Consider the following 23,185-nt stretch of genomic DNA (forward strand, 5'->3'; position numbering starts at 1 on the left):
CGTTCGTTTGTCCCGCTAGGACCCCCGCACTCGAGAAGGACCCATGACGGAAACTCTGCCGCCGGCTCCGGACCACGACCGGATCGAACCGGTCGACATCCAGCAGGAGATGCAGCGCTCGTACATCGACTACGCGATGAGCGTGATCGTGTCGCGCGCGCTGCCGGACGTGCGCGACGGCCTCAAGCCGGTCGCCCGCCGGATCCTGTACTCGATGTTCGACTCCGGCTTCCGGCCGGACCGCGGGTACAACAAGTGCTCCCGCGTCGTCGGCGACGTCATGGGCAACTACCACCCGCACGGTGACTCGGCGATCTACGACGCGCTCGTCCGGCTCGCCCAGCCGTGGTCGCTGCGGTACCCGCTGATCGACGGCCAGGGCAACTTCGGCTCGTCGGGCAACGACCCCGCCGCCGCGATGCGGTACACCGAGTCCCGGCTCGCGCCGCTGGCCATGCAGATGCTGGCCGACATCGAAGAAGACACCGTCGACTTCCGCGACAACTACGACGGCCGCACGCAGGAGCCCGACGTCCTGCCGTCGCGCTTCCCGAACCTGCTGGTCAACGGCGGCTCCGGGATCGCGGTCGGGATGGCGACGAACATCCCGCCGCACAACCTGCGCGAGGTGTCCGAGGGCGTCGTCTGGGCGCTCGAGAACCCCGAAGCGGACGACGACGAGCTGCTGGCCGCGCTCCTGGTGCGGATCAAGGGCCCGGACTTCCCGACCAAGGCGATGATCCTCGGCACGTCCGGCATCGAGGACGCCTACCGCACCGGCCGCGGCTCGGTCCGGATGCGCGCGGTCGTCGAGGTCGAGGAAGACGTCAAGGGCCGCACGATCCTGGTCGTGTCCGAGCTGCCGTACCAGGTCAACCCGGACAACCTGGTCGAGAACATCGCGAACCTGGTCCGCGACGGCAAGCTCACCGGCATCTCCGACATCGCCGACGAGTCCAACAGCCGCTCCGGCATGCGGATCGTCGTCACGGTCAAGCGCGACGCCGTCGCGAAGGTCGTGCTGAACAACCTGTTCAAGCACACCCAGCTGCAGCAGAACTTCGGCGTCAACATGCTGGCGCTGGTCGACGGCGTGCCGCGCACGCTGCGGCTCGACCAGATCATCCGGCACTACGTGAAGCACCAGGTCGAGGTCATCGTCCGGCGGACCCGCTTCCGCCTGAAGAAGGCCGAGGAACGGGCCCACATCCTGCGGGGTTACGTCAAGGCGCTCGACGCGCTCGACGAGGTCATCGCGCTGATCCGGCGGTCGCCGTCCGCGGACGAGGCCCGGCCGGCCCTGATGGAGCTCCTGGACGTCGACGAGATCCAGGCCACCGCGATCCTCGACATGCAGCTGCGGCGCCTGGCCGCCCTCGAGCGGCAGCGGATCATCGACCAGCTGGCCGAGATCGAGCTGGAGATCGCCGACCTCAAGGACATCCTCGAGAAGCCCGAGCGGCAGCGATCGATCATCCGCGACGAGCTGATGGCGATCGTCGAGAAGTACGGCGACGACCGGCGCACGAAGATCATCGCCTTCAACGGCGACGTCACCGACGAAGAGCTCATCGCTGTCGAGGACGTCGTCGTCACGATCACCCGCACGGGGTACGCGAAGCGGACGAAGACGGATCTGTACCGCTCGCAGAAGCGCGGCGGCAAGGGCGTGCAGGGCGCGACGCTGAAGCAGGACGACATCGTCCAGCACTTCTTCGTCTGCTCGACGCACGACTGGATCCTGTTCTTCACGAACAAGGGCCGCGTCTACCGGACCAAGACGTACGACCTGCCCGAGGCCAACCGCAACGCGCGCGGGCAGCACGTGGCGAACCTCATGGCGTTCCAGCCGGACGAGAAGATCGCCCAGGTCATCGAGATCAAGAACTACGAGGTCGCGCCGTACCTGGTGCTCGCCACCAAGCGCGGCCTGGTGAAGAAGACCAAGCTCACCGACTTCGACTCCAACCGCTCCGGCGGCCTCATCGCGATCAACCTGCGCGAGGGCGACGAACTGGTCGGCGCGGTCCTGGCGGCGGCCGAGGACGACCTGCTCCTGGTGTCGGCCGAAGGCCAGTCGATCCGCTTCCACGCGACCGACGAGGCGCTGCGGCCGATGGGCCGCCCGACGTCCGGCGTGCTCGGCATGCGGTTCAACGACGGCGACGAGCTGCTCGGCATCAGCGTGGTCAAGCCGGACAAGTTCCTGCTGGTCGCGACCGACGGCGGATACTCGAAGCGCACGCCGATCGAGGACTACCCGGTGCAGGGTCGCGGTGGCAAGGGTGTGCTCACCATCCAGCACGACCGCAAACGTGGGAGGCTGGTGGGGGCGCTCATCGTCGACGCCGAGGACGAGCTGTACGCGATCACCTCGAGCGGCGGCGTGATCCGCACGCCGGCGGTCGACGTGCGCAAGGCGGGGCGGCAGACGAAGGGGGTGCGGCTGATGAATCTCGGCGAAGGCACCACTCTTCTCGCGGTCGCACGCAACGCGGACGAGCCCTCGGACGTCGCCAACGGTGACGACACCGTGGAAGCGGACGTCACGGTGGACGACACTGCGGAAGCCGTGTCGGAAGCAGTGGCCGAAGCGACAGACGCGGATGAAGAAACGACGGCGCCGCCGGAGCAGTGAGACGGCGCCACCACGGCACGGGTAAGGACTGACTCTTCGTGACACCATCCGAGAATCCCGAGGCAGCGGGTTCGAACGGGACTCCGTCGAGCCCGCCCTGGCAGCGGGTCGGCAAGGACGGCGGCGACGCCGAGGCGACGGTCGGGCTGGCCACGGACGAGGTGCGCCCGGCCGGCGAGACGCAAACCGTCTCGCCGGCCGAGCACCCAGTGGTGACCGGCAGCGCCGCCCCCCGCCTCTTCGGCGGCGGCGACACCCCGCCGGGAGGCGAGCCGTCCGCGGCCGCCATCCCGTCGGCGTCGACCCAGCGCGCCCGCCCCAGCGCCCTCCGCCGCCCGGGCCGAGGCCCGCGACGGGCGAGCCTGCAGGTCAAGCGGTTCGACCCGTGGTCGGTCCTGAAGCTGTCGCTCGTGCTGGGCGTCGCGATGTTCTTCGTCTGGCTGGTCGCGGTCGGCGTCCTCTACACGGTCCTCGACGGCATGGGCGTCTGGGACAAGCTGAACGGCACGTACTCCTCCCTGGTCGGCGGCGAAGGCGCGAACGCGTCCTCCGAACCGCTGATCAGCGCGGGCCGCGTCTTCGGCATCGCGGCCATCCTGGGCGCGATCAACATCGTCCTGGTGTCGGCACTGGCCACGGTCAGCGCGTTCATCTACAACGTGTCGGCCGACCTCGCCGGAGGCCTGGAAGTCACGCTGTCGGAACGGGAGTAACCCGGTTGCAGGGCCCCCTCGGGGGTCCTGTAAAGTTCTCCTCGTTCAAGGGCCTATAGCTCAGGTGGTTAGAGCGCTTCGCTGATAACGAAGAGGTCCCAGGTTCAAGTCCTGGTAGGCCCACGCAGGTCAAAGCCCGGTTCGCGTCTCGCGAACCGGGCTTTTGCGTGACCTGGAGTGACAAACTGGGTGACTGTCACTCCCAGGAAGCCTCAGTCTCTCCGTTGGCTTCCCGTACCTCATGCATATCCACGATGATGCCCGCGATGCTCGTACGGTCCGGCAAGTACGTGGTGAGGATGACGTTGGTGAAGGCAACTTTCCCGGCAAGTCGCCTATCGATCGTCGGGAGGGCGCCGGTGAAGGTCGCCTCATTGAATGAGACACCACCGGTGAAGGTCGCATCGCTGAATGAGACGTCGTCGGTGAAGGTCGCTCCATCGAAGGAGGCGCCGGTGATGAAGTTCGCGTTGTCGAACGAGGTGTTGCCGGTGAAGGCCGCGTTGCTGAACGAGACGCCGGTGGTGAAGGTCACCCCATCGAACGAGGCGCCGGTGGAGAAGTTCGTGTTGTCAAAGGAGGCGACGGCGCTGAAGTTCGCGTTGTCGAACGAGGCGCCGGTAGCGAGGGCCATGCTGTTCAACAAGAAGCCAGTGAAGGTCGCGCTGCTGAATAGGGTAATGCCGGTGAAAGTTGCATCGTCGAACGAGGCGCCGTCGGCGAAGTACGTCTTGCCAAACCAGGTGCTGCCGCTGAAGGTCGCGCGGTTGAACAAGGCACTATGGGTGAAGGTCGCGCCGTCGAACGAGGCGTTGGCGGTGAAGGTCGCGCCGGTGAACCAGGCAATATGGGTGAAGGTCGCGCCGTCGAACGAGGCGTTGGCGGTGAAGGTCGCGCCGTCGAACGAGGTGTAGCCGGTGAAGGTCGTGCCATCGAAGCGAACATCTCGAGTACGGCAGTTCTCTAGAGTGAAGGCCACTAGGTGCGCATTGCTCAGGTCGAGGTCGAGGTCGTTCCAGAAACTCCGGAGATTCTCTGGGTCGAGGTGATCGGTGAGGATGCGCTGGAAAGCAAGTCGGACCTCGCGTTCCTGGGTTCGTTCCTGATGTTCCACGCTGTCGGTCGTCAGTGCAGCGCCGGGCGGTGTATAAGGCATGCGCAGGTAAGCGCAGATAACGTTGACGATGCTCTGCCGCTGCCCTGGATTGTTGTGGGCGAGGCGTTCGAGAGCGTAGAGGCCGGCCAGGCGCACTGGGGCTTCAGCTGAGCCGAGCTGATCGGCGGCCTTGGCATACAGCTCAGTGACGTTCTTCTCGATTGCGTCACTCTCACTGTGCCACTGCCGCCGCACCGCCAGCAGGAGCGCGAAGATGCCCGTGGTGCCGGCGCCGATGCCGAGCCCGGTCTTGATCGCGTCGACCCGCGCGGCGCCGGGGTCTTTTGCCGCGGCGGCCTCACCCAGCAGCCAATTGGTCGCGACCCAGGCCACGACGACCACTACGATCGCCGCACCGACGACGACCCACCAGCTCATCCCCGAGGCCCGTGTCCGCGGCGCACGCTGCCCACGCAACCGCCAACCGGCGGCGGTCACGCCTATTCCGGCGGCAGCGAACAGGGCTATCGGCACGGCGTGAGGGCGTGCCCACTGGCCCAGCGCCAGCCAGTCGATCCACCCGAACAGCACCGTCATTCCGGCAAGCAGCGCGGCCCCGCTGAGCACGAGCGCTCCGCGCGCCGGCGCCCAGCTCAGCTCGGAGAGGCGGGGCAGCGTTGGCTTCCAGTTCGTCACGCACGGTCAGTCGCCGCCGACCGACCCGGTGCTACATCAGGGACTAGCCAGTAATCGATTTGCGGCGACGGGCCACGCAGGTCACGGGCTGGTCGCGACGGTGAACCAGCCCGTAACCTGGTGATCGATTGAGAGACTATGCCGCCGAATCCGGGAAGATCGCGTCCATCGCCTTCGCTCCGTCTTGGATCACCGGCCGCAGCTGGTGGCGGTAGACCAACTCGGTCACCTTCGTGTCCGAGTGCCCCACCAGCCGTGAGATCTCCTCGATGGTGAGCCCGCTGTCCGAGAGCAACGACACGAAGCTGTGGCGCAGTTCGCGCGGCGTCCAGTCCTTCGGTTCGAGCCCGGCGAGCTTCAAGATGCGCCGGAAGCCGCGTCGGACGTTGGCCGCGTCGAGCTGCGTCCCGACGTCCGATGCGAACACGATTCCGAGTTCTTGCCACCGGTCGCCGACCGACTCGCGCTGACGCTTCTGTCGGAGCTTCTGGCGCTCCAGGGCGTCGACAGCCCGACCTGAAAGCGCGAGTGAACGTCGTGACTTCTTAGTCTTCGTGTCCCCACCCGCCCGTACCGACCGCCACACGTTGACGTGCGGTGGGATCGGCGGCTTCGCTTCCGGTTTTCCGACCACGTCGACCTCCGGCCACGCCAGCGGGCGAGCCTCCTCGGTCCGCGCGCCGGTCAGGAGGGAGACCACCGTGTAGTCGCCGTACGTGGAGTCCTCCGCCTCCGCAGCGGCGAGTACCGACACAGCCTGGGCGAAGGTAAGCGACTTCGACGGACGGCCGTCGCGACCAACCGGCAGTTCGTCGCACAGCAGCACCACGTTCCGGATGCCCTTGTTCCGCTTTGCCGATCGGTTGATCGCGCGCCGGAGAATCGAACGGAGGTCTTGTAGCGTGCGCGTGGCGAGAACCTCGGCCTTTTCCTCCAGCCAGGCGTCGACGTCGTCAGCCGTTAGTTCCTTCGACTGCTTCGGGTCCAGCAGCACCCTTGCGCCGAGTGAAGGGATGATGTGCGTCTCGGCCAGGATGGTCAGCTTCTCAACGGTCGCGGTGCTGCGACCGTTGAGGCCGTGTCGCAGCCAGTCTCGAACAGCCTTCTCCACCTTAAGCCCGCCGACTGCCGTGGCCGTCCCCTCCTTCCTGCGCTCCACGAGCCGGTCGAGCGCAGCCTTTGCCTCCGTCTTCGTCTTGCCGGCAGCCTTGCGGGTAATACGCTTTCCGTTCGGTCGGTAGCCGATCGTCAGCTCAGCGATCCATCGTTGTCGGGCTTCGGACCAGTACAGGCCGCCGTCTCCGCGGCTACGCCGACTCGCCATAGCTGACCTCCGCTTCCTTCATGAGCAACTCGACGTACTGCTGGATGGCGACCGCCGGCACGAGCCGGGCGCGTCCCTGCTTGACCGAGCGCAAGCGCCCCGAGCGCAACTGCTCGTAGATGACCGAGCGGCTCATCGAGAGCAGCCGCATCGCTTCCGTGATCCGGTAGAGATGCCGTTCGGGCACCGCGACCGGCATGGGTACGGCGTTCATCGATCCCCCTCGTTGTCGTGATCCGGCTTGGCGGGCGCGACGTCCGCGACGTCCGCGACCGGGCTGGTCAGCACGGGTGCGAGCGGCTGTTGGGTGCCGCGACCGTCCGCGACCCGGGTTGCGGAGGTCGCGGCCAAGCTCCGCGACTCCGCGGCGTCCGGTGTGGCGGTGACCTGCGGGGTTGCGCTGGTCGCGGAGGTCGCGCCCGTTTCGAGCGGCGGGAGGTAGCGGCTCCAGGCGTCGGCCAGGCCGCCGTCGCCGTCGATGCGATAGCCCTTCAGCGTCTTGCCGCTGACCTTGAGGTCTTTCGGCCGGACCAAGTACCGGTCGAGTTCCTTCGCGAGACGGCGGCTGTCGAGCGGTTTGCCCTGCAGGTCCGTCCACGGCCCGTCTTCGATGGCGTGCAGCTCGCGGATCAGCTCGGCGGTGACCATGCGGTCGGTGTTCTCCGCGGCGAAGATCTGCCGGACGTCCGCCAGCAGCCGCACGCCGATCGAGACGGGTTGCGCGTTGGCTTCGAGCACGAAGTGCCGGCATGCTCGCCGTGCTGTCTCCGGCCAGTGCCCGCCGGCTGCGTCCGCGATGGCCAGGAGCGGACGCCAGATCTCCGCGGCGCGGTCGCGCACGCCGGCCGGTCGGTCGGGTCGCGCGCGGCTCACCTCGTCGCCGACGCGTCCGACCCAGCCCGCCAGTTCGGCGCGCACCGGCGCCGACTCGCGTTCGACGTCCTCTTCGATGAACTCCTCGACGACCTCGTCGAACCGGCGCTTGCGCATATGCACGGTGATTGCCCGCGTGGTGATCGTGTCGGGCATGCCGCCGGCGATCCCGGCGAGCGCGACCGGCGCGTAGACGGGGAAGCGGGTCACGTTCATGCTCTTGGCGTCGCCGACGCACCGCGTCACGGTCGCCGAGCGCTTGTAGCCCGCGTTCAGCAGCGCGCGGAGGTCCTCGTTGTTCCCGCCCGTCTTCGGGTTGAACACCGCGTCGATCTCGTCGAATAGGAGTGTCATCGGGCCGTCGGCGAGCATCCGGAAGATCGCAGCCGGCGTGACGTCCGGTTCGCAATGTGTGAGCCGAGCTTCGCGTGACCTGGGTGACTGTTACAAATCCCGGTGATCCTTGAAGGTCACCGCACCAGGTTCTCCTGGCTGGCCGCCCACGATGCCAACAGGGCCAGACCGTCCGCGGTCGGCGTGCCGGCGGGGGCGGTGTAGACGGTCAGGTGCAAGCCCGGTTCGGCAGGCAGCTCCATCGACTCGACGTCCAGGTCGAGCTGGCCCACTACCGGGTGGTGCAGACGCTTGCGTCCGGACCGGTGTAGTCGAACGTCCTGAGATGCCCACCGCTGCCGGAATAGTTCGCTGCGCGTCGACAATTCGCCGACCAGGGTGATCAGCTCCTCGTCGTGCGGGTTGCGGCCGGCTTCCATGCGGAGCTTCGCGGCCGTATCGCGGGCGATTCGGTCGTAGTCGACGAAGAACTTTCTTGCTGGTTCGGGATCCAGGTACAAGAACCGCGCGGTGTTCGCCGGTCGGCGCGGGTCGGCGAGCACCGGTGAATAGAGCGCGCGGGCGAGGTGATTCACGGCCAGGACGTCATAACGGCCGTTGCAAATCCACGCCGGCGCATCGGTGATGGCGTTGAGCACCTGGTGAAGAGCCGGACGCACCGTCACCACGGGCCGTCGGCGGCGTGGAACGCCGGGGGACCTGGACTGCCGCGCGAGGTGGAGCAGGTGATCGCGCTCGGCCTCGTCGAGTTGCAAGGCGGCGGCCAGCGCGTCGAGCACCCCGTCGGAGGTGCCGGCGAGGCCGCCGCGCTCCATGCGCACGTAGTAGTCGACCGATACCCCGGCCAGCAGAGCTACCTCTTCGCGACGCAGGCCTTTGACCCGGCGGTTGCCGCCGTAGGCCGGCAGTCCGGCCCGCTCGGGCGTGATCCGCGCGCGGCGGGAGCTCAGGAATTCCTTGATCTCGGTGCGCAGATCGATCGTGGCCACCTCGTCACGGTAGGCCCTGTCCGCAGGCGAAGGGAGGTTCTGCTGGTACCCCCGACGCCTAGGTACCTGTTGCGGTCGTGGCGATGCCGCCGTCGACCGGGATGATGGTGCCCGTGAGGTAGGACGCGGCCCGGCTGGCCAGGAACACGGCGATGCCCGCCATGTCGTCGTCGCGGCCGAGCCGGCGCAGTGGGGCCTTCGCCGCGATCGTGTCGCCGATGGCGTCGAGCGTGGACGCCATCATCTGCGACGGGAACGGTCCTGGGGCCACCGCGTTCACCGTGACGTGCTGCGGGCCCAGTTCCCGGGCGAGCACCCTGGTGAGCTGGTGGAGTCCCGCTTTGCTGCTGGCGTACGAGTAGTTGGGCGACGCGGCGACGTGGATGGCGGCGATACTGCCGATGTTGACGATCCGCGCGGGATCGTCGGCGGTGCCCGCCCTGCGAAGTGCGGGGAGCAGCGCCTGCACCAGCCAGAACGGCGACTTGAGGTTGAGGTCGATCACCGAGTCCCAGGCCTCGTCCGGGAACGTCTCCAGCGGCTCGCGCCACATCGCTCCCGCGTTGTTGACGAGGATGTCCAGGCGTTCCGAGCCGGCCTCGACAAGATCGGCGAGGCGTTGACATTCGTCGTGCTTGGAAAGGTCGGCGGGAATTGCTCGAACGTCGCCGAATTCGGACAGCAGATTCTGGGCCTCCGCGCACGAGTCCGCATTGCGTGAGCTGATGACGACGCGGGCGCCCGCCTGCAGAAGGCCGCGCGCGATCATCATCCCGATGCCCCTGGTGCCGCCGGTGACAAGTGCGTTCTTCCCACTCAGGTCGAAAAGGTCTGCGTGAGTGGTGAATTGGCCGTCCGCCATTGGTCGTCATTCCTTTTGTCGTGGAAACCGCAGTGCTCAACCAGGTTGGCAGGCGTTCTGGACGGCTGGGAGAGCCTGGTGATCCAGGTACTGCGAGAGCCACGATCCTGGGTACAGGTCAGCCCTGCCGGGAAGAGAAGTGCCGGCAGGGCTGAGTTGGTGGTCGACCACCTTGTACAACGACGGCGCTCGGTGCGGTATTTCCGGCCGGGTGTGACGTGGGTTACTGGTGTTTCCAGTGGTTCCACGTGGAACACGGCGCTGCGGCACCGGTCGATCTCGCGCTGGGCGAGTCCGGTAACATCGCGGGGTAAGGGAAGCAAGCTGAGAAGGGGGCTTCGGTGAAGAAGCTGCTGGCACTCGCGGTTATCGCGGGCGGCGTCCTGTTCGTGGTCAAGCGCAACAAGGCGGCGAAGGCCGAGGCCGACCTCTGGCGCGAGGCGACCGCTCCGGTCCCCTCCAACAACGGAACCACCCCGGCCAAGCCGGCGGGCGCGTCCCACAACTGAGTCTTCGTGCGGACGGTCCGCCGTCCGCGCTCGGGGCTGTAGCTCAATTGGTAGAGCACCGCCTTTGCAAGGCGGGGGTCAGGGGTTCGATTCCCCTCAGCTCCACAACCCCTCAGGGCCAGGTCATCCGGTGACCTGGCCCTGAGGTCGTTCAGCCGAGGAAGGCGATCACCGCGTCGCGGCCCGCGTGGCCCAGCTCGCGGTTCTGGATCGAGTGCGATGCTCCCGGGACCACCACCAGCTTCCCCCGCGGTGCCTGGCGAGCCTCCTCCTTCGCCCACTCCAGCGGCGTCGACAGGTCGTGGTCGCCGTTCAGCAGCAGGACCGGGACGTTCGGCAGCCTTGACGTCGGGTTCGAGCCCGGACGCTCGGCCGGCCACGGGAGGCAGCTCTGGATGAACCCCTGCTGCGTCGCCACCGCCGTGGTGTACGGCCACGTCGCCTGCGGTGGCAACGCCCGCGCCGTCAGCGAGAGCAGGGGTTGGCGCAGGGAGACCGGTGTCGCCGCCGAGCCCCAGGGGAAGCGCTGGTCCGCGCAGAGCGTCGCCGCGTGGAGGCCGGCGCTGAACGACGCCGGGTTGTCGCCGCCCGACTTGTACGCCTCCAGCAGGTCGTTCAGGGGCCCGCTCGAGCCGCCGCGGGCCTGGTGGAGGGCGCCGATGATGTCGCCCGCCTCCGGGTTTCGGTACGACGGGTCGCTGAACTCGTACGAGACGATCGTGTCGAAGATCTTCACGCCGTCCGCTGTGCTCCGGTGGCGGACCACCCACGCGAGGTCCTCGGCCGGGTCGTAGCCGCACGCCGGCGGCGACGCGCAGGCCAGCCGCAGGACGCGGGCCTCGGCCTGGAGGCCGGTCAGGTACAGCGAGGCCGACGCCGTCGCGTGGTGCGGGAGCACCGAATCCAGCACGACCTTGCTGACGTTGCCCGGGTGTGCGATCGCGTACCGCGCCGCCGTGAAGGAACCGTACGAGACGCCGTCGACGACCATCTTCGGCACGTTCAGCGCCTGCCGCAGCTGGTCGAAGTCGGCGACCGTCTGGTCCGTCGAGTAGAGCGGTGCCGTGTCACCGAGGATGCGGGCGCATTCGGTGACGGCGTCCGGTGTCGGCGTCGCGATGTCCGAACTGCCCATCTGCGCCTGCAGGCCCGGGCACAGGAGCGCCCCCGACGGGCCGGTGCCGCGCTGGTCCAGCATGACGAACCGGTAGTCCTTCGCGACCTCCGGCAGCCGCTGGGTGGCGATCCGCGTGATGGTGCCGACGCCGCCCTGGCCGGGGCCGCCGGTGAGGAACAGGAGCACGCCCTTCGGCGCGTCGACGTTGTCCGCGGCCGCGATCGGCAGCTTCAGCGTGCCCGGGACGCGGCCGGTGTGGTCGAGCGGGACGGTCAGGGTCGAGCACGTGAAGCCCGGTTGGCCCGGGCACGGGTGCGAGTCCGTCAGCGTCGGTCGTCCCCCGGGACGCGTGTCGGCCGCGGCCACACCCCCGAGTGCGGCGGTCAGCGCCAGGACCAGCCCGGCGGTCAGCAGTTTCGAACGCATGATCCATCATGGCCCCACCGGCCCCGGCGCCGTAAACCCCCGAACGGACCGTCTCACCGGCTGACGCAGGAAACCTTCGCCAGCGCGGCTTTCCCGGGCCCGGCCTCGCCCGCCGTGTTCGGCGAGTTGTCCCGCCGGTTGCCGTCGGACTGGGTGACGCACAAGCGGCCGTCCGGCAGCAGCACCGGGCTGGTCGGGAACTCCAGCGGCCCGCCGTTGCGCAGCTTCGTCGCCGCGTCGGCCGGGTTGCGGAAGTACTCGACGACGCGGCCGTCGCGCCGGGCCAGCACGATCGCGTTGCGCTCGTTCGCCGCTGTCCAGACGTTGCCCGCGCGGTCGATGGCGATCCCGTCGGCGCCCTCGAGGTACGGGTGCTGGACGTCGACGTCGTCCAGGCAGAGCGTGTTCGCGGGGAACGCGGCGTCGCAGCCGGTCGCCGCGCGCGGCCGGCCCGCGCGGTCCATCGGGACGCGCCAGAGCGCGCCGCGCGCGGTGTCCGCGACCAGGAGCGTGCCGTCTTCGGTGAACGCCAGGCCGTTCGCGACGATGTGCTGCGAGCCGGCGGTGTCCGCGGCGGTCCGGCCGGCCGGGGTGATCGTCACGGTGCCGGGCGGCAAGCCGCGTACGTCCCGGCCGACGCCACCCGCGATGACGTCGCTGACCAGCGGCTGGACGCGGAACATCTCGGCGGCGACGCCGTCGCTGCCCGCCCGCCACACCCGGCCCTGGCCGGTGCCGCCGTCGGAGATCCACAGCGCGCCGGCCCGGTCGAACGCCAGGCCGTTCGCGCCGGGGACGCCGCGGGCGAACACCGTCGCGGCCGGCGGGTTCGCGGCGTCCGGCACGAACGACACGACGGTGTCGGCGTTCGCGACGTACAGCCGCCCGTGGCGGTCGAAGGTCAGCCCGGCCGGGCCGCACGGCGCGGGGATCGTGCCGACGACCGCGGCCGGGCCGCCGGTGGCCGCGACGCGGTAGACCGGGCAGGGATCGGCGCCGCGCGCGGGCGTGTAGAGGTTTCCGCGGCCATCGGTGGTGAGGCCTTCGAGGCCGAGCGGTGACGCGAACACCGTCTCGAAGACGGCGGGACGCTGCGATGAGGGCACTTCACCGGCGGACGCGCCGGACAACAGCCCGGCGGACAACGCGGCGGTGGCGGCGAGGACGACGGTTCGGCGCATCAGGGCCTCCGTTTTGTCGGATTTCCTGCCTACCCGCGCCGCCCCCGGTGCGTCAAGGCCCAGGTGTCAGGGCCACAGCCGTTCGCGGACCCATGCGCCGTCGGCCTTCCGGTACCGCAGCCGCACGTGCCGGCGGTCGTGGCTCGCCTGCCAGAACTCGACTTCGTCCGGGTCGACGAGGTAGCGCGTCCACGTTTCCGGGGCGACGCCGGGGTTTTCTTCCACCCAACGCTCGGCTTCCGCGGCCGCTGTGTCGAGTTCGGCCGGGTCGCGCAGCACCTGCGACTGGTGCCCGATGAACGCCTCGACGCGCGAGGCCGGCGGCCGCGCCAGGAAATCTTCGGCGGACACCTCGGGCGCGGCGGGGGAGACCGGCCCGCGCAGCCGCACCTGGCGGCCGCGGCCGGGCCAGAAGAACGTCAGCGCCGCGCGCGGATCCTTGCGCAGCTGCAGGCCTTTCGGGCTTTCCGAGCTGGTGGCGACCGCCCAGCCGCCGGGGCCGACGTCCTTGAGGATCACCACGCGGGCGTCCGGCGCGCCATCGGCGTCCACAGTAGACAGTGTGACGGCGTGCGGCGCCAGCACGTGCTCACCGGCTTCGGTCAGCCACTCCAGGAACAGCTCCCGGGGCTCCGGCGACGCCGTTTCCGGCGTGAACGCCGGGAGCTCTTCGGGGAACGACGGCCATCCGCGCAACGCGACCATGTCAGTAACCGTACGGGGGCTGGTGCTGCGGCTGTTGCTGCTGCCAGCCCGGCGGCGGCAGCTGGCCCGGCTGTGCGGGCGGCAGCTGCTGCTGTTGTTGTTGCTGCGCTTGCCACTGCACCTGCTGGTAGACCTCGGCGGGCTGCGGGAAGCAGTACGTCAGCTTCGCGTTGACCGAGCCCTGCACCGCGGCGCCCCAGAACTTCCCGCCGACGAACGCGTACATCTGCCCGGCCGAGACGTCGACGGCGACCATCCGCGTCTCGCCGCCGAACTGGTTGCCCGACTTCGCCGACGCGGCCTGCGCGGCGTCCGGGTAGACGCGCTGCCCGATGAGCCCGGCGATGACGACCGAAGCCGCCGTCCAGCCGACGGTGCCCATGACGTTCGCGCGGGCGTGCTGCGTCGCGCGGCTGGTGAAGTCGTACAGCGCGGCGGCGGTGACCTCCGGGACGGCGCAGGCGACCACGCAGTAGTTCATCGTGGAGAGCATCACCGACTCGGTGAACAGGCCGACCACGGCGACCGCGGGCCCGAACTGCACGGAGTTCAGCCGGCCACCGGAGCGCTGGATGCGCTCGGCCACCGCACCGAGGTACTGCTCGGAGGTGAGCACGCGGGAGACCTCCCTCGCCGAAGACGGACACGGCCGGACACCGCCCGGTCATGCTCCCATGCCGGGCGGTGCCGACGCCGTCAGGCCGGCCGCGTCAAGCTGCGGGTTCCAGCTGGGCGGGGGCCCGGCGGAACGCGCCCGCGACCGACCAGAGGCCGCGGTCGGCGAACGCGATGACCAGGAAGCCCCAGCAGAACAGAACGGCCGCTTCGCCGCCGTTCTCGACCGGCAGCAGCCCGCCGCTCTGGTGCACGGTGAAGTACGCGAACGCCATCGAGCCGGAGCAGAGCACCGCGGCGGGCCGGGTGGCGACCCCGATCGTCACCAGCACCCCGCCCACCACCTGGATCAGCGAGGCCCACCACGTCGGCCAGGACCCGAATTCCGCCGCTTTGGCCCCGAAGAGGCCGAAAAGCCGTGAAGCGCCGTGGCACAGGAACAGAAAACCGAACACAATGCGGAAGAGCGCCATCACGTGGTCTCGACCCTTGTCGAACAGCTTCATTCGTCGTCTCCCGGGCTGGCTGTTGGAAAGAAACGTGACAGCCAGGTTAGGAGCCCCTAAGCCTCCAAGGAACACAATGTGTGATTGGTCCGATACTGAGCGGTACTTGAACGTTCGACCGCACTCACTCGTGTGACTGGACATGATTGACTGAGCGCGCTATGCGACGACTCGTACTTCTCGCGCCCGCCGTGGCTCTCCTCGCCGGCTGCAGCGCCACCATCGTGTCCGGGACCGCGACTCCCAGTCCGCCGTCCAAGTCCGCCGGTGCGGCGGCGGGCACCGAACTGCCACCGGATCCCCAGCCGGGGGCGACCGAGGACTGCCCGTACCTCGACAGCCAGTTCGTGGCCGACGCGAACGGGCAGCACGTTTCGAAGGTACGCGTGTCCGCCGACCAGCCCCATCCGGCGTGCTTCTTCTACCGGCCGGACGGCAAGGTGCAGCTGACCGTCCAGGTGTACGTCGGGGCGGCGAGCGTCGCAACGGCGCTGGTCAACAGGGCGGCGCCGGTCGAGACGTCCAACCCGGCCAACGACCCGACGGGGTGGAAGGGCGGCTACCAGTCGACCGACGACGGCGCCGTCTACGCGGTCTCGAAAGGGACCGCGGCCATCGTCGCGACGACCAATCAGAAGCAGAGCGTGAAGGCACGCTCCGTGGTGAGGAAGGCCATCACGGCCCTGAAGCTCTAGGTAGTCGTAGCCACACGGGTGAGTGAAGTTGATCTTGTATTACCCTGTGCGTCACGCGCAGGCTTCGTGGACTCGCGCACCGCAGCCGCCGGGGAATCCCCACCCCGGGGCGGGGCACCAACTCTGCAACGACAAAGGACTAGATTCGTGGCTGACACCCTCAAGGACATCCTGCTCGACTCCAGCCGTCGCCCGGCTGTCGTGAGCGACTTCGAAGGCCTCGTGGACGCTGAGGTCTCGGACAAGGGCGGCGTTTCGGGTGCCGTCGTCAAGACCGGCTTCGCCGCGGTCAAGAAGATCAAGCCGGGCATCATCCCCTCGGCCGTCGACACGCTGCTGCCCGACTTCGTCGGCGCGCTCGAGCCGTTCTACGGCGACTTCCGCGCCAAGGGCGGCAGCGACTTCGGTGCCTACCTGACCAGCCGCTCGGACGAGGCGTCCGACGCGCTGCTGAGCGTCACCGACTCGCGCGCGGAGCGCAGCAGCCGCGACAGCATCAAGAAGGTCTACGGCAAGCTCCGCCCGAACGGCAAGAAGAACGTCGAAGAGGCGCTGCCCCGTCTCGGCCAGCTGGTCGACAAGCACGCCGCCGCGGTCTGAGCGGCACCTGAGCACGACTGAAGAGGCCCCCGGTGCACCCCCGGGGGCCTCTTCGCGTCGTCTTCAGTTCTTCTTTTCGGCAGGCGACGAGGACGGCGCCTTGCCGTTCGCCTGCGGAGCCGGCTTGGGAGCCGGAGCCGCGGCGGGCTTCACTGCTTCAGCCGGCTTCGGCGGAGCCGGCGGGGTGGCCTTCGGCGGCGCCGGGGCGACCGGCGGCTCCTGCTTCGAGCGCAGCACGTAGGCGGCACCGGCGCCGATCACGACCAGTCCGAGCAGCCACGGCCAGCGACGACGGCTGCGGGTGCCCTTGGCAGCAGCCTTCGCCTCGACGACGGCAGCGGCGAAGTCCTTCTTCGCGGACTTGAAGTCCTTCTTGCCGCGACGCTTCGAGTCACCGGCCGCCTTCGCGGCCTTGATGGCGGCCTTCTTCGCCTTGCGACCAGGCTTGCGCAGCTCGGAGAGCCGGGCGAGGGCCTCCTTGCGGGCGGCCTTCGAGCTCTTCTTGAGCTCCTTGCGGGTCAGTTCCGTCTTCTTCGCGAGCTGCTTCTGCACGCGGCGGCCGGTCTTGGCTCCTTCGGAGACAAGCTTGTCGGCGGCATCGACGGCCTGGGCTGTCGCCCGGGACATGGCCTTCACCTCATCAATCGTTTTGACACTGCTCTGTTGCCCGTAACCTATCGTGCCCCTTTTTCCACGCGCCCGCCGCAGATGGCACCATGAAGCGCGTGAAAGCGACGCTGCACACCAACCAGGGTGACATCAACCTGATCCTGCTCCCCGACCACGCGCCCAAGACGGTCGCGAACTTCGTCGGTCTCGCGGAGGGCACCAAGGAGTACACCCAGCCGAACGCGGCGGGCACGAACTCCGGCCCGTTCTACGACGGCTCGATCTTCCACCGCGTCATCGACGGCTTCATGCTGCAGGGCGGCGACCCGACCGGGACCGGCCGCGGCGGCCCGGGCTACAAGTTCGGCGACGAGTTCCACCCGGAGCTGCAGTTCAGCAAGCCGTACCTGCTGGCCATGGCGAACGCCGGGCCCGGCACCAACGGCTCGCAGTTCTTCATCACCGTGGCGCCGACCACCCACCTGAACTTCAAGCACACGATCTTCGGCGAGGTGGCCGACCAGGAGTCGCGCAACGTCGTCGACGCGATCGGCCGTGCCTCCACCGGGCCGGCGGACCGTCCGCTGTCCGACGTCGTCATCGAGAAGGTCACGATCGACCACGAGGGCTGAGCTGCGGGGAGTTTCGGTAGGTTGGTTCCTATCGTGAGCCAACCGCCGAACCCCGCCGCACATCCCCAGGCCGCACTGCCCGGGTGCTGGTGGCACCCGAACCGCCCGACCGGGCTGAGCTGTTCCCGGTGCGGGCGTCCGGCGTGCCCGGATTGCCTCCAGGAGGCCCCGGTCGGCTTCCAGTGCACCGACTGCGTGCACGCCGGCAGCCAGCAGCAGCGCCGCCAGCAACGCAGCTACCAGGAAGCCGGCTTCGGCCAGCGCACCGTCTTCGGCGCGCGGCTGTCCCAGTCGGTGCTCGTCACGCAGGTCATCCTCGCGGTGAACGTCCTGGTCTTCCTGTTCACGGCGTTCCAGGCGAAGAGCCTCACGAACAACGACTACTCGAGCTTCTTCCAGTACGGCGAGCTGTACGGCAGCGCGACCCTCGGCGGCGGCGAGTGGTGGCGGGTCCTGACCAGCGGGTTCCTGCACTTCGGGCCGATCCACGTCGCGGTCAACATGTTCTCGCTCTGGATGATGGGCCGGTCCCTGGAGCAGGTCTGCGGCCGCGGCCGCTACCTGGCGCTCTACTTCATCTCGATGCTCGGCGCGTCCGCGGCGGTGCTGCTGTTCGACGACCCGCAGAAGTCGACCGCCGGCGCGTCCGGCGCGCTGTTCGGCCTGATGGGCGCGTACGCGGTGATCGTGCTGAAGCTGCGGCTGAACCCGACCGGGCTGATCATCACCCTCGCCCTGAACGCCTTCATCACGTTCGGCATCCCGGGCATCTCGATCTACGCGCACGTCGGCGGCCTGGTGACGGGGGCGCTGGTGGCCGTCGCGCTGCTCTACGCGCCGGAGGCCGACCAGCGGCGCTGGCAGATCACCGGGCTCGCGATCATCGTCGTCGCGATCGCCGGCCTGCTGGTCTACAAGGACAGCCAGTTCGCCGCCCAGACGTGCGGCCTCGTCCCGTACCGCGGGTTGCAGCTCTACAACTGCGTCTAGCCGCGCGCACGCAGGGAGCTGAGGACGTCCAGGACGTCCCGCGGGTCCTCGCCGAGCTCCAGCCACCCGAAGACGTACAGCTGGTCGTCGTGCTCGATCTCGAGGGTGACGCCGTCGCGGCCCAGCCGGCGCGTGGTGCGCAGCCGGGTCCGGGTCTGGGCCCACGGCAGCCGCTGCGTGCCGCCGAGCGTCCTGGTCAGCAGGCCTTCGGCGTCGGCGGCCAGCCGGGGCCGGACGATCGTGGCGTGCGTCGCGAAGGCGCCGACAGCCACCGCCGCCAGGGCGAACAGCACCAAGCCGCCGCGGTCGTCGGTCAAGGCGTCGACGACCACGCCGAGCACCAGCAGCGCCGTGACGGCCCACGCGGATACCACAAGGGCTCGCCGCGGCGCCCACGAGGTGGGGTAGTTATCCACAGGGGTTATCCACACTGGGGATGAGTCACACCGGTGTAATTCGGCGTCAAGCCGCCATTCGGAGTAATAATCAGCGCCAGCGCATCGTCATCAGCAGACCCGCGATCATCAGCGCGAACCCGCCGGCGAAGTTCCAGTTGCCGAGGTCGGCCATCCAGGAGATCTTGTCCCCGGCGATGTAGTTCACCAGCAGCCACACCAGGCCCAGGATCATCAACCCGAACATCGGGATCTTCCAGGCGAGGCCGGTAGGGCCTGCGGCCCGCACCTTCACCGGCGTGCGCCGGTCGGCAGGCGGGGTGTAAGCAGTCTTCTTGCGGACCTTGGACTTGGGCATCGTGTGTTCCTCGCGGTGCTCTTCGGGCTCGTCTGGTGGCGCTGTCCCGCTTAGGGTGCGCAACCAGCGCCACCCGCACACGTTAACGTAAACGACCGCAGTAAAGCAGCGTCCAGGAGTGGTCGGATTTCCCGGACCGTGACGCATGCGTCACCCAGGGTTCGACGCGGCTTGAGAGGAGCTTGCGTGGCTACGCGCGAAGGACCGGATGACGACCGGCGCAGACACCCCGGACAGCGGCCCGTGCCCCAACGCCGCCAGCCCCCGACGCCGCCGCGCGGCCAGGCCCCGCAGGGGCCCCCGCCACGGCGTCCGCAGGGCCCGCCGCCCCGCCGCTACACCGGCCCCGTCCCGCCGCCGGGCTCGGCCGAGGAGACCGTCGTCTTCGCCCCGGTCGGCAAGGGCGGCACCGCGACCAAGGAGAAACCCGCCCCGGCCCCGCTGGGCAAGGGCGGCGTCGCCATCCGCACGGCCGGCGAAGTCCTCATCACGCTCGGCCTGGTCGTGCTGCTGTTCATGGTCTACGAGCTGTACGTGACCGACCTGTTCTCGGCCGGCAAGCAGTCCGAGGCGAGCGACCAGCTCAACGGCGAGTGGGCGCACGACCGGACGCTGCACCCCGAGCTGGTCGACGGCAAGGCGTTCGCCCGGATCCACATCCCGACGTTCGGCGTCGACTACAACTTCACCATCCAGGAAGGCACCGACGACGCCTCGCTCGAAGTCGGTCCCGGCCACTACAAGGGCACGGCGCTGCCCGGCGAGCCCGGCAACTTCGCCGTCGCCGGCCACCGCGTCGGCAAGGGCGCCCCGTTCAACGATCTGGACAACCTCTCATCTTGTGACCAGATCGTGATCGAGACTTCGACCGACTTCTACATCTACAAGGTCCTCCCGTACGACGACGAGATGAAGGACTGGGCCGGCGGCAAGGGCGCCGACCCGCGGTGCAAAGGCGTCTCGACGCTGCGCGACACGAACGCCGAAGAGGGCGGTGCGTACAGCGAGACCTTCGGCCGCAAGGTCGTGCTGCCCAGCCAGGGCACCGCGGTGAACCCGGTCCCGTACAAGGACGCCGAGACGCTGCCGAAGGCCCAGCAGGCCGCGCTGCTCACGCTCACGACGTGCCACCCGCAGTTCTCCGCCCAGCAGCGGCTCATCATCACCTCGGTGCTCACCCAGCAGGTGCCGAAGAACCAGGTCAAGGACTACGGCGACCTGCTCTCGAAGATCGGGGAGGCCTGATGTACGGCTGGCTCTGGCGGAAGCTGCCGGGCCCGTTCGCGGCGAAGCTGACGGTGTCCGTCGTCCTCGCGCTCGGTGTGGTCGCCCTGCTGATGTTCATCGTGTTCCCGTGGCTCGAGCCGCGGCTGTGGTTCAACGAGGTCGCGGTCAACTGAGGTTCGGGATCTTCCTGGTCAGCGGCCGGTTCCCGGGCCAGGCGGACGGCGACGTGCTGCGCCGCTCGGTCCGGGCCGCCGAGGCGGCGGAGCGGGCCGGGTTCGACGACGTCTGGTTCGCCGAGCACCACTTCACGCCCTACGGCGTGTGCCCGTCGGCGATCACGCTGGCCGCGCACGTGCTCGGGCGGACGTCGCGGATCGGCGTCGGCACCGCGGTGAGCGTGCTGTCGACGACGCACCCGGTGGCGCTCGCGGAGCAGTGGTCGATGCTCGACGCCGTCTCCGGCGGCCGGCTGCGGCTCGGCGTCGGGCGCGGCGGCCCGTGGCAGGACCTCGAGGTGTTCGGCACCGGGCTGGACCGCTACGAGACCGGTTTCGAAGAGAGCCTCGACGTCTTCCTGCGCGCCGCGACCGGCCGGGTGGGCGCGGCCGGGCGGCACTTCGGCTTCCGGGAGGTCCCGGTGGTGCCCGCGCCGGAACGGCGGCCGGACGTCGTCGTGGCGGTCGGCGGGCCGGCGTCGGACGCGGTGCGCGTGGCCGCTCGGCGCGGGTTGCCGATGCTGCTCGGCCTGCACGCGGGCGACGCGGAGAAGGCGGCGACCGTCGCGGCCTACGGAGCCGAGGCCAAGCACGTCTCGACCGTGCTCTGCCAGGTGGGCGCCGACGCCGTCGACGTCGTCCGCGCGGCGCTGCCCGGCTGGCTGGCGGACGGGCTCGGCGCGCACGTCACGGTCGACGGGCGGCCCGGCCCCGCGCGGGACCCGGGGGAGTACACCGAACGGCTCTGCGCGATCCACCCCGTCGGCGACGCCGGGCACTGCGTGCGGACGCTGGAAACGAGCCTCCGGCGCACCGGCGTCGCCCACGTGCTGATGCTCGTGGAGGCGTCCGGTACGCCGGAGGGGACTTGCGCGAACATCGCGCGGATCGGCACCGAGGTGCTGCCCGCGCTGCGGGCTAGCAGTCCCGCAGCTCCGGGCTCTGGTTGAGCAGCTGCCCGCGCGGCGAGACGAACGCGCGGTAGCGGTCTCCGTCGAGCTCGGAATTCTTGAACACGGCGATCCGGTGGCAGTTCTGGAACGCCAGCTTGACGCCGAAGTGCCGCTCCAGGCCGCCGCGGATCGCGTCCGACGCCAGCGCCCGCAGCAGCTGGCCGCGGGCGGCCTCGCTCGGCGGCGGCGTCTCGTTGTCGGCGAAGCCGTCCGCGGCGCCCTCGGCGTCGGCGATGACGCCGGTGATGACTTCCCAGGCGTAGGGCAGGGATTCCTTGACGCAGGTGACGAACTCGGCGTCGGAGACCTCCCCGCGCTCGGCCTTCTCCAGCAGCGCGGGTGACACGTCCAGGGACATCGAACCTCCAGTTTGAGCAGGGCCACCCTCTTGGCTACCGGCCGGGTGGCCCGGCCACAAGAGAAAACGATGATCATCACCATTATGGCGGAAGGGCCGGTCACTCCCAGCGGAAGAGCCGTGCGGCCGATGCCGTACCGATTACGGCGAATGCCGCGAGCACCACCAGCTGCAGCGGCTGGACGCCGGGGCCGACCCAGGCGTCCTGCAGCGGCTGCGCGCCCGGCGGGAGGTAGTCGCCGATCCGGCGCAGCACCTCGGGCAGCAGCGGCCGCGGCAGGTAGACGCCGCCGAAGAACATGATCGGCAGGAACGCGATCGCCGCGATGCCGCCGGCGCTCTTCGCCGTCCGGGCGACCGCCGCGGCGAGCAGGCCGAGCGCGAACACCGAGACGATGCCGAGGAGCAGGGTCACCGCGAACGCCGGCGGGTGCTTCGGCAGCGGGACGTCGAACACGGCGGCGGCGAGACCCAGGGTCAGCGCGATGCCGGCCAGCGCGACCACGACGTGGACGAGCAGTTGCGCGCCGAGCAGGTACGCCGGGTGCACCGGCGTCGTGGCCAGGCGTCTCAGCACGCCCTGTTCGCGGTAGGTCGCGACGGCGGCGGGGATGGACTGCAGCGCGAGGATGCCGATGCTGATGACGATCAGCGACGGCACCCACAGGTCGATGAACCGGTACCCGCCGGTGATCTCGCTCGGCTCGGTCATGCCCGGGATGAGGCCGACGGCGAGCAGGACACCCGTCGGCAGCAGCAACCCGGTCACGGCCCACATCGGCGTGCGCAGGAACAGTTTCGCTTCGGTGGCGGTGATCTTCGCGAAGGTCTTCACCGGGCACTCCTCGTGAGCGAGACGAACGCGTCGTCCAAAGTGGATTCTCCGGCGGCGGCGCGGAGTTCGGCGGGGGTGCCGGTGGCGACCACGCGCCCGGCGTCGAAGATCGCGACGCGGTCGCAGAGGCGCTCGGCCTCGTCCATGAAGTGCGTGACGAGCAGGACCGTGACCCCGGCGTCGCGGATGGCTTCGACGAGCTTCCAGGTGTCGCGGCGGGCGTGCGGGTCGAGGCCGGTGGTCAGCTCGTCGAGGATCGCCAGCTCCGGGTTCCCGACCAGCGCGAGCGCGATCGAGACGCGCTGCTTCTGGCCGCCGGAGAGCTTGCCGAAGTAGCTGCGGGCGTGCTCCCGCAGGTCGAGCCGGTCGAGCAGGACGTCGACGTCGGCCGGCTCGGCGTAGAAGGAGGCGAACAGCTCCAGCGCCTCGCGCACCCGCAGCTTCGCGGGCAGCCGGCTCTCCTGGAGCTGGACGCCGACGCGGCGGGTCAGCGCCGCCCGGTCGGTCGCGGGGTTCAGGCCGAGCACCGACAGCGTGCCGGCGTCGGCCTGGCGCAGGCCCTGGAGGCATTCGACCGTGGTGGTCTTCCCGGCGCCGTTCGTGCCGAGGATGCCGAAGACCTCGCCGCGGTCGACGGCGAACGAAACGCCGTCGACCGCGACCCGGTCGCCGTAGCGCTTGTGGAGGTCGGTGACTTCGATGAGGGGCATGGCG

General features: G+C 69.4%; 26 protein-coding genes, 2 tRNA genes and 1 pseudogene. 12 read left to right on the forward strand and 17 right to left on the reverse strand.

Annotated elements, in window-relative coordinates; genetic code table 11:
* Nucleotides 1-43: 43 nt before the first annotated feature.
* The 3 genes from gyrA to MUY22_RS12335 all read left to right on the forward strand — a co-directional run bounded on the left by gyrA (nt 44) and on the right by MUY22_RS12335 (nt 3,474).
* Entirely contained in the window at nt 44-2,638 is a 2,595-nt protein-coding gene (gyrA, locus tag MUY22_RS12325) for a DNA gyrase subunit A (RefSeq protein WP_247059656.1), read from the forward strand.
* A 38-nt stretch (nt 2,639-2,676) separates the two neighbouring features.
* Complete coding sequence (locus MUY22_RS12330) at nt 2,677-3,351, forward strand: DUF3566 domain-containing protein (RefSeq protein WP_247059658.1); 675 nt, start codon at nt 2,677-2,679, stop codon at nt 3,349-3,351.
* Between the two features lie 49 nt (nt 3,352-3,400).
* Nucleotides 3,401-3,474: transfer RNA gene (locus MUY22_RS12335), tRNA-Ile, on the forward strand.
* A 73-nt stretch (nt 3,475-3,547) separates the two neighbouring features.
* On the opposite strand, the gene MUY22_RS12340 is transcribed toward MUY22_RS12335, so the two are convergent.
* The 6 genes and pseudogenes from MUY22_RS12340 to MUY22_RS12365 form a co-directional block, all read right to left on the reverse strand.
* Complete coding sequence (locus MUY22_RS12340; RefSeq protein WP_247059660.1) at nt 3,548-5,143, reverse strand: pentapeptide repeat-containing protein; 1,596 nt, start codon at nt 5,141-5,143, stop codon at nt 3,548-3,550.
* Between the two features lie 136 nt (nt 5,144-5,279).
* Nucleotides 5,280-6,467: a tyrosine recombinase XerC gene (xerC, locus tag MUY22_RS12345; RefSeq protein WP_247059662.1), complete on the reverse strand. Its 1,188-nt coding sequence runs from the start codon at nt 6,465-6,467 to the stop codon at nt 5,280-5,282.
* Nucleotides 6,451-6,681 (reverse strand): helix-turn-helix domain-containing protein, encoded by a 231-nt coding sequence (locus MUY22_RS12350; protein ID WP_247059664.1) that lies wholly within the window; start codon nt 6,679-6,681, stop codon nt 6,451-6,453. The genes xerC and MUY22_RS12350 overlap by 17 nt, the downstream gene beginning before the upstream one ends.
* A pseudogene (locus tag MUY22_RS12355) lies at nt 6,678-7,736 on the reverse strand (DUF3631 domain-containing protein); the annotation flags it as partial. The pseudogene MUY22_RS12355 and the gene MUY22_RS12350, both read right to left, overlap by 4 nt.
* A 74-nt stretch (nt 7,737-7,810) precedes the next feature.
* Nucleotides 7,811-8,683, reverse strand: coding sequence for a helix-turn-helix domain-containing protein (locus MUY22_RS12360; protein ID WP_247059666.1), 873 nt, complete (start codon nt 8,681-8,683; stop codon nt 7,811-7,813).
* Between the two features lie 58 nt (nt 8,684-8,741).
* A complete protein-coding gene (locus tag MUY22_RS12365; protein ID WP_247059668.1) occupies nt 8,742-9,545 on the reverse strand; it encodes an SDR family oxidoreductase in 804 nt (267 codons plus the stop codon).
* Nucleotides 9,546-9,886: 341 nt separating this feature from the next.
* Between MUY22_RS12365 and MUY22_RS12370 the strand changes: the two genes are divergently transcribed.
* Both MUY22_RS12370 and MUY22_RS12375 read left to right on the forward strand, forming a co-directional pair.
* The gene (locus MUY22_RS12370; protein WP_086679331.1) at nt 9,887-10,054 is read left to right on the forward strand and encodes a DLW-39 family protein; all 168 of its coding nucleotides are present in this window, start codon (nt 9,887-9,889) and stop codon (nt 10,052-10,054) included.
* 32 nt (nt 10,055-10,086) lie between these two features.
* Nucleotides 10,087-10,159, forward strand: a tRNA-Ala gene (locus tag MUY22_RS12375).
* A 46-nt stretch (nt 10,160-10,205) separates the two neighbouring features.
* On the opposite strand, the gene MUY22_RS12380 is transcribed toward MUY22_RS12375, so the two are convergent.
* The 5 genes from MUY22_RS12380 to MUY22_RS12400 form a co-directional block, all read right to left on the reverse strand.
* On the reverse strand, nt 10,206-11,597 hold the full coding sequence (locus tag MUY22_RS12380; RefSeq protein WP_247059669.1) for an alpha/beta fold hydrolase: 1,392 nt from the start codon (nt 11,595-11,597) through the stop codon (nt 10,206-10,208).
* A gap of 53 nt (nt 11,598-11,650) precedes the next feature.
* Nucleotides 11,651-12,778: an SMP-30/gluconolactonase/LRE family protein gene (locus MUY22_RS12385; RefSeq protein WP_247059671.1), complete on the reverse strand. Its 1,128-nt coding sequence runs from the start codon at nt 12,776-12,778 to the stop codon at nt 11,651-11,653.
* 66 nt (nt 12,779-12,844) lie between these two features.
* On the reverse strand, nt 12,845-13,483 hold the full coding sequence (locus MUY22_RS12390; protein ID WP_247059673.1) for a pyridoxal 5'-phosphate synthase: 639 nt from the start codon (nt 13,481-13,483) through the stop codon (nt 12,845-12,847).
* A 1-nt stretch (nt 13,484) separates the two neighbouring features.
* Nucleotides 13,485-14,099, reverse strand: coding sequence for a hypothetical protein (locus MUY22_RS12395; RefSeq protein ID WP_247059674.1), 615 nt, complete (start codon nt 14,097-14,099; stop codon nt 13,485-13,487).
* Nucleotides 14,100-14,193: 94 nt separating this feature from the next.
* Nucleotides 14,194-14,604 (reverse strand): DoxX family protein, encoded by a 411-nt coding sequence (locus MUY22_RS12400; RefSeq protein ID WP_247059675.1) that lies wholly within the window; start codon nt 14,602-14,604, stop codon nt 14,194-14,196.
* 161 nt (nt 14,605-14,765) lie between these two features.
* Between MUY22_RS12400 and MUY22_RS12405 the strand changes: the two genes are divergently transcribed.
* Nucleotides 14,766-15,299 (forward strand): DUF2020 domain-containing protein, encoded by a 534-nt coding sequence (locus tag MUY22_RS12405; RefSeq protein ID WP_247059676.1) that lies wholly within the window; start codon nt 14,766-14,768, stop codon nt 15,297-15,299.
* Between the two features lie 147 nt (nt 15,300-15,446).
* Nucleotides 15,447-15,899 (forward strand): hypothetical protein, encoded by a 453-nt coding sequence (locus MUY22_RS12410; protein ID WP_247059677.1) that lies wholly within the window; start codon nt 15,447-15,449, stop codon nt 15,897-15,899.
* 63 nt (nt 15,900-15,962) lie between these two features.
* On the opposite strand, the gene MUY22_RS12415 is transcribed toward MUY22_RS12410, so the two are convergent.
* On the reverse strand, nt 15,963-16,526 hold the full coding sequence (locus tag MUY22_RS12415) for a hypothetical protein (protein WP_247063832.1): 564 nt from the start codon (nt 16,524-16,526) through the stop codon (nt 15,963-15,965).
* A gap of 89 nt (nt 16,527-16,615) precedes the next feature.
* Here MUY22_RS12415 and MUY22_RS12420 point away from each other — a divergent pair, with 89 nt between their 5' ends.
* Together MUY22_RS12420 and MUY22_RS12425 are read left to right on the forward strand one after the other, a co-directional pair.
* Nucleotides 16,616-17,140 carry a peptidylprolyl isomerase gene (locus MUY22_RS12420; RefSeq protein WP_247059678.1) on the forward strand — a complete coding sequence of 175 codons (525 nt, stop codon included), beginning with the start codon at nt 16,616-16,618 and terminating at the stop codon, nt 17,138-17,140.
* Between the two features lie 195 nt (nt 17,141-17,335).
* A complete protein-coding gene (locus tag MUY22_RS12425; protein ID WP_247059679.1) occupies nt 17,336-18,130 on the forward strand; it encodes a rhomboid family intramembrane serine protease in 795 nt (264 codons plus the stop codon).
* Here the strand turns inward: MUY22_RS12425 and MUY22_RS12430 are convergent.
* Together MUY22_RS12430 and crgA are read right to left on the reverse strand one after the other, a co-directional pair.
* Complete coding sequence (locus MUY22_RS12430) at nt 18,127-18,504, reverse strand: PH domain-containing protein (protein WP_247059680.1); 378 nt, start codon at nt 18,502-18,504, stop codon at nt 18,127-18,129. The genes MUY22_RS12425 and MUY22_RS12430 overlap by 4 nt on opposite strands.
* A gap of 112 nt (nt 18,505-18,616) precedes the next feature.
* Nucleotides 18,617-18,883, reverse strand: coding sequence for a cell division protein CrgA (crgA, locus tag MUY22_RS12435; protein WP_176173814.1), 267 nt, complete (start codon nt 18,881-18,883; stop codon nt 18,617-18,619).
* 186 nt (nt 18,884-19,069) lie between these two features.
* On the opposite strand from crgA, the gene MUY22_RS12440 reads away from it, so the two are divergent.
* The 3 genes from MUY22_RS12440 to MUY22_RS12450 are packed head-to-tail and all read left to right on the forward strand — an operon-like array spanning nt 19,070 to nt 21,275.
* Entirely contained in the window at nt 19,070-20,128 is a 1,059-nt protein-coding gene (locus tag MUY22_RS12440; RefSeq protein WP_371827607.1) for a class E sortase, read from the forward strand.
* On the forward strand, nt 20,128-20,283 hold the full coding sequence (locus MUY22_RS12445; protein ID WP_247059681.1) for a hypothetical protein: 156 nt from the start codon (nt 20,128-20,130) through the stop codon (nt 20,281-20,283). The genes MUY22_RS12440 and MUY22_RS12445 overlap by 1 nt, the downstream gene beginning before the upstream one ends.
* Nucleotides 20,256-21,275 carry an LLM class flavin-dependent oxidoreductase gene (locus MUY22_RS12450; RefSeq protein ID WP_247059683.1) on the forward strand — a complete coding sequence of 340 codons (1,020 nt, stop codon included), beginning with the start codon at nt 20,256-20,258 and terminating at the stop codon, nt 21,273-21,275. Before MUY22_RS12445 ends, MUY22_RS12450 begins: the two co-directional genes overlap by 28 nt.
* Here MUY22_RS12450 and MUY22_RS12455 read toward each other — a convergent pair.
* The 3 genes from MUY22_RS12455 to MUY22_RS12465 all read right to left on the reverse strand — a co-directional run bounded on the left by MUY22_RS12455 (nt 21,244) and on the right by MUY22_RS12465 (nt 23,181).
* Nucleotides 21,244-21,636, reverse strand: coding sequence for an SCO5389 family protein (locus MUY22_RS12455; protein WP_247059684.1), 393 nt, complete (start codon nt 21,634-21,636; stop codon nt 21,244-21,246). The two genes, MUY22_RS12450 and MUY22_RS12455, sit on opposite strands and share 32 nt — an antisense overlap.
* 100 nt (nt 21,637-21,736) lie before the next feature.
* A complete protein-coding gene (locus MUY22_RS12460; protein ID WP_247059686.1) occupies nt 21,737-22,471 on the reverse strand; it encodes an ABC transporter permease in 735 nt (244 codons plus the stop codon).
* Nucleotides 22,468-23,181, reverse strand: coding sequence for an ABC transporter ATP-binding protein (locus tag MUY22_RS12465; protein WP_247059688.1), 714 nt, complete (start codon nt 23,179-23,181; stop codon nt 22,468-22,470). Before MUY22_RS12465 ends, MUY22_RS12460 begins: the two co-directional genes overlap by 4 nt.
* Between the last annotated feature and the right edge of the window lie 4 nt (nt 23,182-23,185).

The organism is Amycolatopsis sp. WQ 127309, from assembly GCF_023023025.1.
GTDB lineage: Bacteria > Actinomycetota > Actinomycetes > Mycobacteriales > Pseudonocardiaceae > Amycolatopsis.

What these genes read in the sequence shown, in the direction of transcription:
- MUY22_RS12365 (WP_247059668.1), bottom strand. Translation starts at nt 9,545, where the DNA reads ATGGCGGACGGCCAATTCACCACTCACGCAGACCTTTTCGACCTGAGT.
- MUY22_RS12415 (WP_247063832.1), bottom strand. Translation starts at nt 16,526, where the DNA reads ATGTCCCGGGCGACAGCCCAGGCCGTCGATGCCGCCGACAAGCTTGTC.
- gyrA (WP_247059656.1), top strand. Translation starts at nt 44, where the DNA reads ATGACGGAAACTCTGCCGCCGGCTCCGGACCACGACCGGATCGAACCG.
- MUY22_RS12405 (WP_247059676.1), top strand. Translation starts at nt 14,766, where the DNA reads ATGCGACGACTCGTACTTCTCGCGCCCGCCGTGGCTCTCCTCGCCGGC.
- MUY22_RS12465 (WP_247059688.1), bottom strand. Translation starts at nt 23,181, where the DNA reads ATGCCCCTCATCGAAGTCACCGACCTCCACAAGCGCTACGGCGACCGG.
- MUY22_RS12445 (WP_247059681.1), top strand. Translation starts at nt 20,128, where the DNA reads ATGTACGGCTGGCTCTGGCGGAAGCTGCCGGGCCCGTTCGCGGCGAAG.
- MUY22_RS12420 (WP_247059678.1), top strand. Translation starts at nt 16,616, where the DNA reads ATGAAGCGCGTGAAAGCGACGCTGCACACCAACCAGGGTGACATCAAC.
- MUY22_RS12400 (WP_247059675.1), bottom strand. Translation starts at nt 14,604, where the DNA reads ATGAAGCTGTTCGACAAGGGTCGAGACCACGTGATGGCGCTCTTCCGC.
- xerC (WP_247059662.1), bottom strand. Translation starts at nt 6,467, where the DNA reads ATGGCGAGTCGGCGTAGCCGCGGAGACGGCGGCCTGTACTGGTCCGAA.
- MUY22_RS12350 (WP_247059664.1), bottom strand. Translation starts at nt 6,681, where the DNA reads ATGAACGCCGTACCCATGCCGGTCGCGGTGCCCGAACGGCATCTCTAC.
- crgA (WP_176173814.1), bottom strand. Translation starts at nt 18,883, where the DNA reads ATGCCCAAGTCCAAGGTCCGCAAGAAGACTGCTTACACCCCGCCTGCC.
- MUY22_RS12380 (WP_247059669.1), bottom strand. Translation starts at nt 11,597, where the DNA reads ATGCGTTCGAAACTGCTGACCGCCGGGCTGGTCCTGGCGCTGACCGCC.
- MUY22_RS12455 (WP_247059684.1), bottom strand. Translation starts at nt 21,636, where the DNA reads ATGTCCCTGGACGTGTCACCCGCGCTGCTGGAGAAGGCCGAGCGCGGG.
- MUY22_RS12385 (WP_247059671.1), bottom strand. Translation starts at nt 12,778, where the DNA reads ATGCGCCGAACCGTCGTCCTCGCCGCCACCGCCGCGTTGTCCGCCGGG.
- MUY22_RS12390 (WP_247059673.1), bottom strand. Translation starts at nt 13,483, where the DNA reads ATGGTCGCGTTGCGCGGATGGCCGTCGTTCCCCGAAGAGCTCCCGGCG.